Below are 13,638 nucleotides of genomic sequence, written 5' to 3'. Positions count from 1 at the left end.
TTAGCAAATGGGACCGGAAGCATATATACTGATAGATCATGCGTACGAGGCTTACAGGCAGGGACGTTTTGTAGAAGCGGGAGTGCTGGCGGGTCAAACATGCAATGATGCGAAAAAGGCAGGCAAAGACGAACTGGCATACGAATTGGGCTTGTTCGAAGTGCAATGCCTGCTGCGTGCAGGTAAACCGTTGGGGGCATTGAATCGGCTGCTTACGATGAAGTCCTGGAAGGCGCCGCTCCATGAGTATTTGTTCCAGATGAAAAAACAGACTTTCGATCTGTTGCGGAGTTACAATCCCGATGTGACGCAGTTAGAAACGCGGCTTGGAGAACTGGAAAGACTTGCCAAAAGCGCTCTTGATGGAGTCGTTGCCGACTTCCGACTATATGAGTATCTGTATTTGGAAGATCAGGGCAAGGATGAGAAGGCCCTCAATTCCATTGAGCTGGCGTGGTCGGAACGCGGCGCAGGAACCATGAACCACGCTCACTCAACTGCTTCTTATGGATGCCTTGTGAACCTGCGCTTGAATCGCCGCCCGCAGGCCGAGGACTGGGTAAAAATCATGGAGCGTGATGGCGAGATCACATGTCTGGGATATCGAGCCGACCTCGCGGACTGCAAGGCTGAACTCGCCCTGTTTGATGGTCGTTACGAGGACGTGTTTCACTATGCACAGCAGCAACGTCGAGTCGCCATGGAATATGCGGATAAGATACGCGTCCACGAAGCAATCGAAAAACAGGTGCGTTCGCGACTGCTTGATGCAACAAACGGAGACCCTGTCGATCGCTTGTCCGGGGTGTTAGACGTCTTCAAACAGGCGATTCCCGGGAAAAACAGCCTTCAATTACAGTTTCGTTTCAGTCTACTGCTGCTTGACATCCGGCTCGCTGCAGTACGTTGGGCTGTGGGCATGCAACCTGCAGAAGATTCCTGGTATCAGTCACCGCAAGTCGTGGCCTGTGACCTGCGCGTCGCGAAGGACGAAGCCATCCGCCGGATTGATAAGACAAAGGCTGCCATCCGACGTGCAGGCAAAATCGCTCGACAATCGGATCAGGCATTTTGCTGTGACTGGCGACAGGAAGCGGTAAATCACCGTAGAGAGCGGCTCCAGAAAATTGTTTCCAATCTGGATCAAGGCGTGACTTCCGATTTCACTGTAAACAAGGTGTAAGCAGGAATTACATGAGGGAGAGAGAGGGGGCAGATCCCATGCTGTTCGGCCTGGTAGCCTATGATGAAAAGAACTGCTCCCTTAATTTTCCTCCCGGGGAAGATCTCGCCGACTGCCTGGATGAACAATAAAGGCTTCGCCAGCATACTTCTTGATCACGTTTGCAAATCACTGAATTGAAGGCTGTCATCAATGGATTACGATGCATACATTTTACGCGAACATGCGCACGAGGCTTACGGACAGGGACGCTTTGTGGAAGCGGGAATGATGTTTGGGCAATTATGCAACGATGCGAAGCAGGCAGGCAACGAAGGAATCGCATTCCAATTTGGATTGAACGAGGTGAAGTGCCTTAAGCGTGCGGGTAAACCGTTGGAAGCATTGAATCGCCTCCTTTCTATGGAATCATGGGAGGTGTCGCGACACGAGTCTTTGTTCTCAATGAGAGAAATGACTTTCGATCTGCTGCGGCTTTACAATCCCGATATGACGCAGTTAGAAACGCGGCTTGGAGAACTGGAAAGTCTTGCTGGAAACGCTCTAGAAGGAGTCGTTGCCGACTTACGGTTCTGTGAGTATGAGTTCTTGGAAGATCAGGGCAAGAATGAGAAGTCTCTCAATGCCATAGAACTGGCGTGGTCGGAACGCGGCGCAGCAACCATGAATCACGCTCACGCAACTGCTGCTGCCGGATGTCTTGTGAACCTGAGCTTGAATCGCCGCCCGCAGGCCGAAGACTGGATAAAAATCATGGAGCGTGATGGCGAGACCGAATGCCTGGGGTATCGAGCCGATCTGGCAAACGCCAAGGCTGAACTGGCCCTGTTTGATGGTTGTGCTGAAGACGCGTTTCATTATGCACAGCAGCAACGTCAGGTTGCCATGGACTATGCAGATTTGATACGTGTCCACGAAGCCATCGAAAAACAGATACGCTCGCGCTTAATTGATGCAACAAACGGAGATCCTGTCGATCGCACGTCCGGCGTAGTAGATGTTTTGAGACATGATCTTTCCGGGAAACGCAGCGTTCAATTGCAGTTCACTTTCAGTCTGCTGATGCTTGACATCCGGCTCGCCGCAGTACGCTGGGCTGTGGGCATGCAACCCGCAGAAGATTTCTGGTATCAGTCACCGCAAGTCGTGGCCAGTGACCTGCGCGTCGCGAAGGACGAAGTGATCCGCCGGATTGATAAGACAAAGGCTGCCCTCCAACGTACGGGCAAAATCGCTCGTCGAGTGGATCAAATATTTGACTGTGACTGGAGACAGGAAGCGGTCAACAGCCGAAGAGAGCGGCTTCAGGAAGTGGTTTCCCATCTGGATTGAGGTTTTGACTTCTGATGTCGCTGTCAACGGGGAGTGATCAGGAATCACATGAGGATTCAGGTGGATCAGGCGTCTCCGTTTTTATAAGTCTGGCCAATCATTGACGACGACTGCGGCGACGTGGGGCCGCAGCCTGGAATAAGACGATTGAGGATAAAAAGGGACAGGAGGCAAATAAACGACTCCTGCTTTAAATCTCCTGACCCCGTAAGTCTCTCCGCATATAGAGGCATAGATTTATGAAAGGGTTACTTAATGGATAGAAGTGAATTACAAAAGTGTGAAATACCATCGAATGATAAGTGGGTGGTGACACAGAATCATATTTTGACGATTACTGCTGAGGAAGCGAAACATGTAACGGGTTTTGGTGAAGGCTTTAAAATCTGGGATTTATATTTTTTACAAGACATGTTTCACGCCGTTTCTACAGATAAAATGTATGTGATTGATGTTGGTTGGTATCCAGAGGGTTCACCTGAGGGACATTATTCTTTAGTTTTAATTGAAAGAAACCCGAAGGAAAATATTTATAATTGGAATGAACCACTTGTTGAATATGAGACCCGGTCTCTTGATCAACTACTCTCAAAAATAAGAGACCTGATGTCTGACGAACAGAAAATAGAGGCAGGAACAAATGAGGGTAGTTAAAGGGGGCAAGAGACAAATAATCGGAAGACAAAGAAGACATAAAGGGGGCGGGACCAATCCTGTTCGGCACAGTTTATACTACATGTAAAAAAACACCACGAACAGTGTTTTTCAGAGAGGTAATCGGGGTCTGACCCCTTTAGCGTTGTCTACAATGAGTAAATCTAAAAAGAGTACAAAGAAGCTAACATCACAGAAGTCAAACACTCGCAAAAAAACTTGAAACATATCTAACGGGCAAAAGGGGGGCAGAAGTGGAAACAGAGTCGCTGAAACTTTTAATACTTCCCTAATTATTTTAGTACTTCTTGCCATCTTTCAAGATGAGTAGTGCCTCCGCTAAGTGTGGTTTGTGTTCCCCATAGTTCTGCTGCAGCCTTCAATTTGCCGATTATTTCCTCGTTACTTGCAGATTTAATCCAGTCGCGTTCTGCGATTCTTGAAAGGAGAAAGTGATAACGACAACGTTTTGCTGCAGCTGGTGTCTGTGCTAGTCTTTTAGATTTTGGGGTAGATCGATGCATTTCACCAAACTCTGCGAAAGCATGTATTTCATCAGAAATAATCCCTTTACAAATTACGCACCCACAGACTTTTTTATAGAAATCTTTGGGGGTTTTAATCTCTAATGAATCAAAGCACCGTTCAATTTGAGGTACTCCAAATCGCCTGCGAACCTGTGGAAGGTAGTAACGAACTGTGGGGGTAGACTGCCCAATTATAGGAATAACATCCTTTTGTTCGCCATAACCTACACCATGACTGAGGCCTGAAAGGCCATGTTTACTAAGAGCCATACTAAAAAAACCACCATGTCGACTATAAACAGAAACCTTGTCACTTAATGTTTCTACTAAATTTCGAAAAGCGGTCAAGTGCTCAATGCTTGCAGAATCTTCCTGAAAAGCACTAAACCAAAACCAAACTCCCTTCACACCAGTACTTGGTAGCTCTGCCTTGATTCGTTCGATGAATTTCTTATTTAACAGAAAAGAGGAATCAGCACAGATCATTATATGGACGGGATGCGATGTGATATTTCTGGCAGTGGTAGTAGCTAATCTGAGATTAAGATCAAGCCATTCGTTCTCATTGCTAGGTTCGATGTAGAAGTAAGGTGCATAAACAGCGACTGGTCTTGGTACTTTATCAATGAATTGTACTAATTCAGAATCTGATGAAAATTCCTCTGCGATTCTGTGCAACTGGTATTCAGCAACTTGACTACATGCAGATTCTATATTTGAGTCATTGAAATCGTTCCAAGTAACAGATGAATTTCTTTCTAGTGCCTCTGCAAATGGATCGCCAAGCTGATTTGCTAATTTACTATATGATCTTTTGTAATCGCGTATTAGTTCACCATTTCGTTTTTGATCAGATTTTATCCAATCTAGATCACGTCGTAATACTCCTTTTCTGTCTGCATATTCTCCGAAGGCATAAGTCATAGGGTCTATGTAAAAAGGAAGCTCCCTTTTTTTACCACCGAACCTAACCAAAAGACTAGCTGTTGCTCCAGGTGTAGCTTCAACTAAATTGGCATTGACCGCCAAACCATCAAAAAAACGCAGGGTCTTATCGAAGTATTCTTTTTCAGCATGAGTTCCCAAACGTAGGATCAAATTTGGTTCAACAACTGGCATCATTCAGTTCCCATTAATAGGTCAATGTAATGATCACGGTAATGGGGACGAACAACTGGTGAGGGAAGTGGTTCAATTATTTGGCGACAGCGTCCTGTTTCAAAGACACTAATCAAACCAATACCGTTTTCTTGAAGCAAAGATATATCGACTTTAGCGATGTTTATAGAGGGAAGTGCAATGTAAACGAAATCCGCGCAAAGCTGGTAAATACTTGCTTGTTCAAAAGCTCTTTTCCATTTAGACAATTTCAACTCTACAGCCACAGTGCTCCCTAATTTTTGCGAAAACCCAAAAAGGTCAATTCGATATTCGTAAAATGGCAATTCGTCATATTGACGTCTGAACGTTTTGCGTCTTTGATAATTAGCAACTGGTTCGAGCAAATTTGATTCAAGATCAAAGCTCAGCATATTTTAACCTCACGGATACTATTGTTCGGTAATGAATTAATCGAAATATGACAGATATAATTGCAGACATAATTGCTAATACAGAAATCGTGCTAAATGATGCAAGGACCCATAATGAAATATCAACTTTTGTTGCTTTGTCTATTAGAAATATAAAGCTCGAAAAAAGTTGCCAGCAGAACAAACCCAAAACAATATTTCTGAACGAATCAGTCCAGAAACACCATCTTTTGCTTGCATTAAAAAGCGAATGATAATCGCAAATGAATTCAATTCGATCCTCTAGAAAATCGCGAATGGATTCACGGTAAATTTCACTACCAACTGGATTTACTGAGCGTTCAACATAAGTTCCACCATTTGGTCCGAGAACCGGTGAAGGAACAGCACCCGGACTCTCAAAAACCGGATTTAAATTTATTTCTAGAGCTCTACAAATTTTTCTGCGTAGTTCTCGTAGTGTTTCGTTGTTCCCCTTGAGTGATGCAGCAAAGCCATCAGTTCGGTCACTGTAAGCATAGAAAGCTGCTAGTGATCCAAGTAATACAGCGACATGAATTCCGAGTAACAGTTCAATTAATTCGGAATGACACATTATTTATTTCGTCCTCGAAAAACCTGATCCTTAATTTCCGATTCTACGGTCATGTCTGGATACTTTTCATAGACATAATACAACAAATCAGATAGGGAGTATGTGCCATATTTCCGTTTGACGCGACGGATTCCTTCACTTAAAGGTTTGTATTCTTCAGATTCCAGAAGGGACTGTATCCGTTGCGTTCCTTCATCTGTAATTTTAAATCGACGTTCTTCAAAAGCATCAGCTGCAGCTATTCCATCCACAGCTTCATCATTGGAGTTCTCTGCCCCGTCACCGAGCAATTCTTCAAAATCGAGCAACTCTACTTCTGCTGCCTCTCCAAGAGTAGCATCAGCGGTCACTTCAGATTCAACAAATCCGAGGTTCTCTAAAAACTCCAAATCGTCATATAGTTTTGAAGAATATGGACCAGCCTTATATGCAGAAAAATCAAATCCATTTTCAGTAGGAGTCAGATTCTCCTCACGCTCCAATAAATAAAGAAGTTTTTGCAAACGTGTAATTCCACCGATGCCTTTAGCGATCTCGCCGTCTGGGTCTATTCCCAACATCAACAGGACAAGATTACGACGACTAATAGTGGGCATTAAGAGTCTCCTGGAGCTAAGTGCTTCCAATATGTTTGATTCTATGACTCATACAGTTGTACTCTGATTTCACATTTGAACATATGTACTAAAGTGCTATTGCTATGATTAGAATCTGTTTGTGAAACATTTTCAATAACTTAGTTGGATGCCTTTGAAATAATAAAGACTATTTCAGGAGATCCCATTTACTGATTTTAGAATGAATTTCCTATATCGATTATCGGTTTTTCTTACTGTTCACTACAGTGTTGTTATGAGCATGTTGGTCTTGAACTAACATTTAAGGACCGGGTAACAGCTATTGCCCGGTCATTGTTCCGTAAATATTCGCCCAGGAACGCGGTATCTCAAAATTGACGATATATACAGTAGGCTTCAGGTATGAAGGTGTTGTACTTCCCGATCTTCACCTCGCCTGACTGGTGGCTTTCCGTATTATGAGTGGGTTATTGTTCTGTCTGCTTCCTGCCCGAATTTTATTTGGGGGCAACCCTTTTGTTACTGGTGGAGGCTGGTTGCTCGATCACTGTTGGCGAGCCAATAGTGCCACACCTGAGCTGATTGTGGGGGCAGACAGTGTTTCTTAATTGTTTCCGAGGTTGATTCATTTAATGTCTGCTTTTTCTATATCGAAGTTAACCGCGGCTAACGCCGTGCGGCTGATTTTCTGGGGGATTCGGCAGCTGGAATGACTGATTAGTCGCAGGGTATTCGCCCTGGTTGTCTCACAACTGTAACAACAGTTCGAATTAAAAAAATGCTATGGGTAAATGTGATCCGCTCCCGCTTCTGTTATGGAATGCTCCTGGTTTTGAATGGATGGCCTGGATGAAAATGGAAACTTTCTTTGTCTCTTTGGGGAACGGAAAAATGTTGTGCCAGTGGGTGGGATTTTCTCAAAGGGCGTGGGCAGGTCAAGAGCTGATGCTACAAAATTTGTGGCGATATTGGCTGAACTGTGCCGACAGGGGGGCGATGCCGGGGCGTTCCGTGGCGACAGGGGGGCGATGTGCTGGCGATCCACAGAGAATGTTTGAGCAGCCTTTGGTCAAAATGGTTCAGAAACAGGGGACTTTTATAGTACAGGTTTTGTCAGTGGTTCGCGGTGATCAGCTGCAAAAATACTGGACCACGCGCGCGACACACTTATAAGCGGGGATGATGGCGAACGGCGGGCAGGCGTCAAGAGGAATCTTTTCAGTAAAGACTCACTTTATACAGCAACGAAGGATCAGGTGAACTCAGGGAGGAGTAACCAGATGCGCGTCTTAAATCATCAGCAGAGTATTGCCTGTCTTTCAGCAGCGGGCTGTCTTGCGTTTTTTGCCGATGGTGCCGCGCTGCTGAACTTTGTGAATGTAGTCGATGGCAGCAGGGACTTTGCAGGCGGTCTGACCCATGTCGACCGAGACGGTGCCGATCTTTTCTGCGGCACGCAACGCAGCGTCGGTCAGGCTGTTGACATAACAGCCGGTGGAAATCACGAAGCCGTTCATTGCATAGCGGACCATGTTGGGCTGCTCGTGGATTGTCTGTGTGACCTGTTTGAGCAGTCGTTTGAGTTCGGTCAGGTCGAGTTCGGCGTCGTCTTTGATCGAGACGAGATTACTGAGCGTTGTCCAGCCTGTCTGAGCTTTGGCTTCCTGACGGGCGGCGATCCATTCGCGAGCCAGTTCGATCCCGTAACGACTCTCGGCTGTCACCGCAGCGACCACGGTGCCACAATGGGTGATACAGTTGGCTTTACTGAGCCAGCGACGCAGATCCGTTTTCGTCATACGGTTTTCATCGGCGATCAGGCCGGCGAGGTACTGTGCGTCGTAATTCCCGGTGTCGTAGAGATCGAGGGCCAGCTGGTAATCGGTTTTGATCTGCTTCTGCAGAATCTTGAGGTCGGCGATTTTAACGCCGAACACCGGGTCGCGGGCACCGTGGTTCATCAGGATGCGTCTGGTGGAGTCGGTTCCCAGTTTTTCCAGCTGCGCTACGATTTCGGTGACGGTCATCTTGATTCTCCGGAGGCGAGAGAACGGGTTGACGCTTTACGCGAGAATGTCTTTGATCAGGTGGTCTTCGTCGGCGGGGCCGATGAGGCGCTGGTCGAGTCCCTGGTAGGGGAATTTGAATTTGCGGGCTTCGAATCCGGTGAGGTGCAGGATGGTGGACTGCAGATCGCGGACGCTGGTTTTGTTTTCGGCGACGAAATAACCGAGTTCGTCGGTCTGGCCGTAGGAGAAGCCTTTTTTGATGCCTCCGCCGGCCATCCAGATGGTGTAGCAGTGGGGGTGATGGTCGCGTCCGAGGAACTTGGAGCCGTTGCGTTCTTCGTTCATGGAGGTTCTGCCGAACTCACCACTCCAGACGACCAGTGTTTCATCGAGGAGTCCGCGCTGTTTGAGATCGGAAATCAACGCGTAGAGGGGGCGGTCGATGTCTTTGGTTTTCTTGGGGACGCCGGTGATCAGGTCGTTGCCTTTACTCGTGCCATGCATGTCCCAGCCGTAATCGAAGAGCTGGATGTAACGCACGCCGCGTTCGACCATGCGCCGGGCAAGCAGACAGTTGTTGGCGAACGACGGGGCACCGTCGGTGGTGCCATACAGTTCGTGGGTCTCTTTGGTTTCGCTGGCGAGGTCGACGGCTTCGGGGACCGACATCTGCATGCGGAACGCGAGTTCGTACTGGTTGATGCGGGTGAGGGTTTCGGGGTTGCCGAACTGCTTGAGTTCGAATTCATTCAGCGACTTCAGGGCATCCAGACTGCGCCTGCGGACATCGCGGTTGATGCCTTTGGGGTTGGAGACGTAGAGGATGGGATCGCCTGTGGTGCGACATTGCACGCCCTGATAGACGGAGGGGAGGAAGCCGCTGCCCCAGAGACTTTTTCCGCCACTGGGATCGCTGCCGCCACTGAGCAGCACCATGAAGCCGGGCAGGTTCTTGTTTTCAGAACCGAGACCGTAGGTGATCCAGGAGCCCATCGAGGCGCCGCCGAAGCGGGGGGAGCCGGTGTAAAGGAACAGTTGGGCGGGCGCATGGTTGAACTGGTCGGTGTGCATCGATTTGATGACGGTGATTTCGTCGGCGACTTTCTGGAAGTTCGGGAGCAGCTCGCTCATCCAGATTCCCTCTTCGCCGTACTGTTTGAATTTGTACGGGGTGCCCAGCATCTTGGGGTGCCCTTTAATGAAGGGGAAGCCGCGGCCTTTGAGGAACGAATCGGGACAGGGCTGCATATTGCGTTTGATGAGTTCGGGTTTATAGTCGAACAGTTCCTGCTGCGGAGGGGAGCCGGCCATGTGCAGAAAGATGACGCTTTTGGCTTTGGTCGGCAGCCGATACGGGGGGAGTTCGGCATCGTGTTTCGCAGGTGTGCTGGCGGCGGTGGGATTGTTCTCGGCGAGCAAAGCGCCCAGCGCGAGAGAACCGATTCCGGTGGAACCCTGGGCGAGGAAATGTCGTCGGGTGACTGCCTGCAGCTGTTGTTGTTTGAGATTCATGATTTATCCTTTGGTGAGCACACCATCCATATTGAGGAGTACATTAGCGATGATTGTCCAGGCAGCGAGCTCGGCTTTGTCGTATTGAGCGGAAATCGGTTTCAGCGGGTTATCCAGAAGTTTCTCTGCTTCTTCGGGATGGGCTTTGTAAAACGCGAGTTCCGATTCGTAGAGTTTCAGCAGCGGTTCAATCTGTTCGGGCTGTGGTGGACGAACCAGGCAGAGCTGCAATCCATATTCGATGCGGGTGCGGGGCGTGTCTCCCGAGAGGAAGAGGCGTTCGCCGAGTGCCTGGGCGATTTCGATGAAGACGGGGTCGTTCATGGTGATCATCGCCTGCAGCGGTGTGTTGGTACTGATGCGTCGGATCGTACAGATTTCCCGGCTGGGGGCATCGAAGGTCGCCATGGACGGGTAGGGGACGGTTCGGCGCCAGAAGGTGTAGAGCCCGCGACGAAAGCGGTCTTCATCTTTACTGGTAGCCCAGGTGCGTTGACCGTTGAACGCGGCTCTCCAGATGCCTTCGGGTTGCACGGGGTAGACGGAAGGACCGCCGATGGTTCGGTTGAGCAGGCCACTCAGAGCGAGTGCCTGGTCGCGGATCATTTCGGCTTCCAGTCGATAACGGGCACCGCGAGAGAGCAGACGGTTGTCGGGATCTTTTTCCAGATGCACGGGCAGGGTGGTGGAATCCTGCCGATACGTGCTGGACATGACGATGGTTTTCAGGAGGGCTTTCATGTCCCAGCCGTTGTTGACGAATTCGGTGGCGAGCCAGTCGAGGAGTTGCGGATGACTGGGGAGTTCACCCTGGGTGCCGAAATCTTCTTCGGTAACAACGAGTCCTTTGCCGAACAGTTGAGACCAGAGACGATTGACGGCGACGCGGGCCGTCAACGGGTTCTGAGGATCGGTGAGCCATTTCGCAACGGCGATACGGTTTTTTGGGGTTTCTTTGGGAGGCGGATTGAAAGAGCTGAGGACAGCGGGTTCAACACGATCGCCGGGAGTGAGGAAGCTGCCTCGAACCATGGTGTGGGTTTCGCGCTGTTTGTCGACAGGGAGTTCCTGCATGACGGGGAGCTGCGGGTAAACGGGTTTGGCTTTCTGCAGTTTCGCGATCTGATCGCGGGTTGCTTTCAAAGCGGGAGCGATGCTGCGGTAGTAGGCGGCGAGTTTGTTCTGGTCGGCGGGACTACGGTCTGCGGGTTTGGTGTCGACGATGGCGAGGAGATCATCGCTGACTTTGAGTCGGGGTTCGAGTTTGGATTCGGTAGTGTAGGAGAGTCGGAATCGTCCGAGGGCGTATTGAGGATCTTTGTAATTGTGAGACAGTTTGATGAGCAGCCGCTGTTTGCCGGAATCGGCTGCGGGTTTGTTTTCCAGAATAAAATAAGCAGAGTTGGGTTTGCCGAACTGCGGTGCGATGCCCCAGCCTTTCTGGTTCCTGCTGGCCGGGTCGATGCTGCCAGTGACCGGGAAACCGGACTGCGAGAAGGAAGCGAAGGCACGACGGATCGGGAGGGAACGTTCATTCGAAACAGGCAGAGTGACAGACGGTTTGGGAGAGTCGGCGACAATGGTTTGCCAGACGACGTTGCGTGCATCGTCGAGCAGGCTGACTCTGAAGTTGGCCAGACGTTCGCCACTACCGTCGGTGCGGTTCCAGATGACGACGCGGTCGAGCGGAGTATTTTCTTTCAGTTTGAGTTCCCACCAGGGGGCGACTTCGGTTTTCGTATGAGTCGTCGACTTTGCATTGAAGTAATGGCCGTCGGTGTTGCCGTCAATCGCGAGACTGGCGGGTCCGTCGTAGGCAACGCTGGACTGGGTGGCGGTTCCCTGGGCGGCGATGTTCTTGTCCTGCTGGAAGACCTGGACTTCGGCGAGCGAAAGAATCTGCTGTTCGGCTCCCTGCTGTTCGATCCGCAGGAACTGGCCCTGCACCGGGGTGTCTGCGTGGAGCGGTTTACCGGTGAGGCTGATTTCCGAGAGGACGAAGTTGCCGTCCTTGGCGCGGCCGGGCCCTTGAGCGGGCAGGCTGGGATCGGGCAGGACTTCGAGTCGCAGGGCTTTGAGAGTCTGCAGATCGACTTCGGTTTCGATGGTGTAGGTTTCGTTCGAGGGAGACCCGCTGGCGAGAATGGATTGATCGTCGCGGATTTCCAGTTTGGTTTTATCGGAAGAGGAAGTTGCAGCGAGCGGAGTCAATGTCTGCCAGTCGGGTTTGGCGTGCAGAGTGGCTTCCCATTTCTGCTGGGCGGCAGCGAGTTCCGGCGTTGGTGTCTGCAGGCGTTTGTTGAGTGCCGCGATTTCGGTTTCGATGCGGCTGGTTTCTTTCAGCATCGCTTTGGTCGGAGCAGCGATGGTAGGGGCATCGGTGGGTTGATCGTTGTCTGCGGTCTGATTGAAGAAGGCGTAGAGCTGATAGTATTCCTTCTGCGAAATCGGATCGTATTTATGAGTATGACATTTCGCACAACCCATGGTCAGGCCCATCCAGACCTGGATGGTCGTATCGACACGATCGCTGACCGCGGCGACGCGGAATTCCTCATCATCGGTTCCGCCTTCGGTGTTGGTCATCGAATTACGATGGAAAGCAGTGGCGACCTGCTGTTCGAGCGTGGCTTCGGGCAGGAGGTCACCGGCCAGCTGTTCGAGGGTAAACTGATCGTAGGGCATGTTGTTGTTGAGCGCGGAGATGACCCAGTCACGATATCGCCAGATGGTCATGCGGAGTGGGTCGGAGCCATAACCTTTGGAGTCGGCATAGCGGGCGAGGTCGAGCCACTTTCGGGCCCAGCGTTCGCCGTAAGCAGGATCAGCCAGGAAACGATCGACGAGTTTATCGTAAGCGTCGGGAGATTTGTCTTTGAGGAACTGATCGACTTCGGCCTGAGTGGGAGGCAAGCCACGGAGATCGAAGCTGAGGCGTCGGATGAGTGTATGGCGACTGGCTTCCAGGCTGGGTTTAAGGCCGGCTGCTTCGAGTTTCGCCAGAACGAAGTGATCGATGGCATTGGTGGGCCAGTTCTGTTGTGTGACGGTCGGCAGGGGAGGACGTTCGGGAGGAATGAACGACCAGTGCCGGGAGTAGGGCGCGCCCTGGTTGATCCAGGCTTTAATTTTGGCAATCTGTGCGTCGGTCAGTTTTTCTCCGACCTCGGGGGGCGGCATGACGGCGTATTCGTCTTTGGAAATGATGCGGCGAACGAGTTCGCTCTGATCGGCTTTGTTGGGGATAATCGCGTGGGCATCACTGGGAAGTTTCGCGATAGCGGCAGGACGCTGATCGAGGCGGAGTTCTGCTTCGCGGGTGCCTTCATCAGGGCCGTGACAGTGAAAACAGTTCTTGGAGAGAATGGGGCGGATGTCGCGATTGAAGTCAATGTCGCTGCTGGCGGCGGACTTCTCTTGTGCTTTTGCTGCGGGAGATTCCGCGTAAACCACTGTGGCAGCGGCGATGAGCAGGAATGCGAGGCCTGCCTGAGGAATTCGTCCCAGGGAGAGATCAAACATGGGTATTCACCTTCGGGTAGGAACGCAAGCCGGTGCGCAGGTGAGTTGACACTATTGCAGATTCGCATCAGAGTGTCGCCTGATTCCGTCATTGCTATTTCAGGTTTGGTGACACCAGTCCGTCAGTCTGTAAGATCAACGGTAGCTGACCGTTTGAGAAACAGTCAGCAGGTAAGTTCAAATAAAGTTGGAGG

The 13,638-nt window shown here is 50.3% G+C and carries 10 protein-coding genes; 3 read left to right on the top strand and 7 right to left on the bottom strand.

Annotated features, from left to right (window positions below; translation table 11 throughout):
* Positions 1 to 7: 7 nt before the first annotated feature.
* The 3 genes from GmarT_RS18035 (at position 8) to GmarT_RS18025 (ending at position 3,169) form a co-directional block, all read left to right on the top strand.
* Positions 8 to 1,183 (top strand): hypothetical protein, encoded by a 1,176-nt coding sequence (locus GmarT_RS18035; RefSeq protein WP_002645520.1) that lies wholly within the window; start codon positions 8 to 10, stop codon positions 1,181 to 1,183.
* Positions 1,184 to 1,375: 192 nt separating this feature from the next.
* Positions 1,376 to 2,515 (top strand): hypothetical protein, encoded by a 1,140-nt coding sequence (locus GmarT_RS18030; RefSeq protein WP_002645522.1) that lies wholly within the window; start codon positions 1,376 to 1,378, stop codon positions 2,513 to 2,515.
* A 255-nt stretch (positions 2,516 to 2,770) separates the two neighbouring features.
* A complete protein-coding gene (locus tag GmarT_RS18025; RefSeq protein WP_002645523.1) occupies positions 2,771 to 3,169 on the top strand; it encodes a hypothetical protein in 399 nt (132 codons plus the stop codon).
* Positions 3,170 to 3,462: 293 nt separating this feature from the next.
* On the opposite strand, the gene GmarT_RS18020 is transcribed toward GmarT_RS18025, so the two are convergent.
* The 7 genes from GmarT_RS18020 to GmarT_RS17990 all read right to left on the bottom strand — a co-directional run bounded on the left by GmarT_RS18020 (position 3,463) and on the right by GmarT_RS17990 (position 13,444).
* A complete protein-coding gene (locus GmarT_RS18020; protein ID WP_149303052.1) occupies positions 3,463 to 4,818 on the bottom strand; it encodes a hypothetical protein in 1,356 nt (451 codons plus the stop codon).
* Positions 4,815 to 5,228: a hypothetical protein gene (locus tag GmarT_RS18015; RefSeq protein WP_002645525.1), complete on the bottom strand. Its 414-nt coding sequence runs from the start codon at positions 5,226 to 5,228 to the stop codon at positions 4,815 to 4,817. The genes GmarT_RS18020 and GmarT_RS18015 overlap by 4 nt, the downstream gene beginning before the upstream one ends.
* The gene (locus tag GmarT_RS18010; protein ID WP_149303050.1) at positions 5,215 to 5,823 is read right to left on the bottom strand and encodes a hypothetical protein; all 609 of its coding nucleotides are present in this window, start codon (positions 5,821 to 5,823) and stop codon (positions 5,215 to 5,217) included. The genes GmarT_RS18015 and GmarT_RS18010 overlap by 14 nt, the downstream gene beginning before the upstream one ends.
* Positions 5,823 to 6,419, bottom strand: a complete 597-nt coding sequence (locus GmarT_RS18005) for a Panacea domain-containing protein (protein ID WP_052301238.1) — start codon at positions 6,417 to 6,419, stop codon at positions 5,823 to 5,825. Before GmarT_RS18005 ends, GmarT_RS18010 begins: the two co-directional genes overlap by 1 nt.
* Positions 6,420 to 7,720: 1,301 nt before the next feature.
* The gene (locus GmarT_RS18000) at positions 7,721 to 8,428 is read right to left on the bottom strand and encodes a DNA alkylation repair protein (protein ID WP_002645529.1); all 708 of its coding nucleotides are present in this window, start codon (positions 8,426 to 8,428) and stop codon (positions 7,721 to 7,723) included.
* Positions 8,429 to 8,464: 36 nt separating this feature from the next.
* Complete coding sequence (locus tag GmarT_RS17995) at positions 8,465 to 9,922, bottom strand: DUF1501 domain-containing protein (protein ID WP_002645530.1); 1,458 nt, start codon at positions 9,920 to 9,922, stop codon at positions 8,465 to 8,467.
* Between the two features lie 3 nt (positions 9,923 to 9,925).
* A complete protein-coding gene (locus GmarT_RS17990) occupies positions 9,926 to 13,444 on the bottom strand; it encodes a DUF1553 domain-containing protein (protein ID WP_002645531.1) in 3,519 nt (1,172 codons plus the stop codon).
* Positions 13,445 to 13,638: the final 194 nt, after the last annotated feature.

The sequence above is a fragment of the Gimesia maris genome (assembly GCF_008298035.1).
In the GTDB taxonomy this organism is placed as follows: domain Bacteria; phylum Planctomycetota; class Planctomycetia; order Planctomycetales; family Planctomycetaceae; genus Gimesia; species Gimesia maris.
The sequence above is the reverse complement of the archived record's forward strand: the minus strand, read 5'-3'. Positions and strand labels throughout refer to the sequence as shown.

Bases quoted from the DNA above. Each gene is read 5' to 3' on its own strand.
- GmarT_RS18035 (WP_002645520.1), top strand. From the start codon at position 8: ATGGGACCGGAAGCATATATACTGATAGATCATGCGTACGAGGCTTAC.
- GmarT_RS18030 (WP_002645522.1), top strand. From the start codon at position 1,376: ATGGATTACGATGCATACATTTTACGCGAACATGCGCACGAGGCTTAC.
- GmarT_RS18025 (WP_002645523.1), top strand. From the start codon at position 2,771: ATGGATAGAAGTGAATTACAAAAGTGTGAAATACCATCGAATGATAAG.
- GmarT_RS18020 (WP_149303052.1), bottom strand. From the start codon at position 4,818: ATGATGCCAGTTGTTGAACCAAATTTGATCCTACGTTTGGGAACTCAT.
- GmarT_RS18015 (WP_002645525.1), bottom strand. From the start codon at position 5,228: ATGCTGAGCTTTGATCTTGAATCAAATTTGCTCGAACCAGTTGCTAAT.
- GmarT_RS18010 (WP_149303050.1), bottom strand. From the start codon at position 5,823: ATGTGTCATTCCGAATTAATTGAACTGTTACTCGGAATTCATGTCGCT.
- GmarT_RS18005 (WP_052301238.1), bottom strand. From the start codon at position 6,419: ATGCCCACTATTAGTCGTCGTAATCTTGTCCTGTTGATGTTGGGAATA.
- GmarT_RS18000 (WP_002645529.1), bottom strand. From the start codon at position 8,428: ATGACCGTCACCGAAATCGTAGCGCAGCTGGAAAAACTGGGAACCGAC.
- GmarT_RS17995 (WP_002645530.1), bottom strand. From the start codon at position 9,922: ATGAATCTCAAACAACAACAGCTGCAGGCAGTCACCCGACGACATTTC.
- GmarT_RS17990 (WP_002645531.1), bottom strand. From the start codon at position 13,444: ATGTTTGATCTCTCCCTGGGACGAATTCCTCAGGCAGGCCTCGCATTC.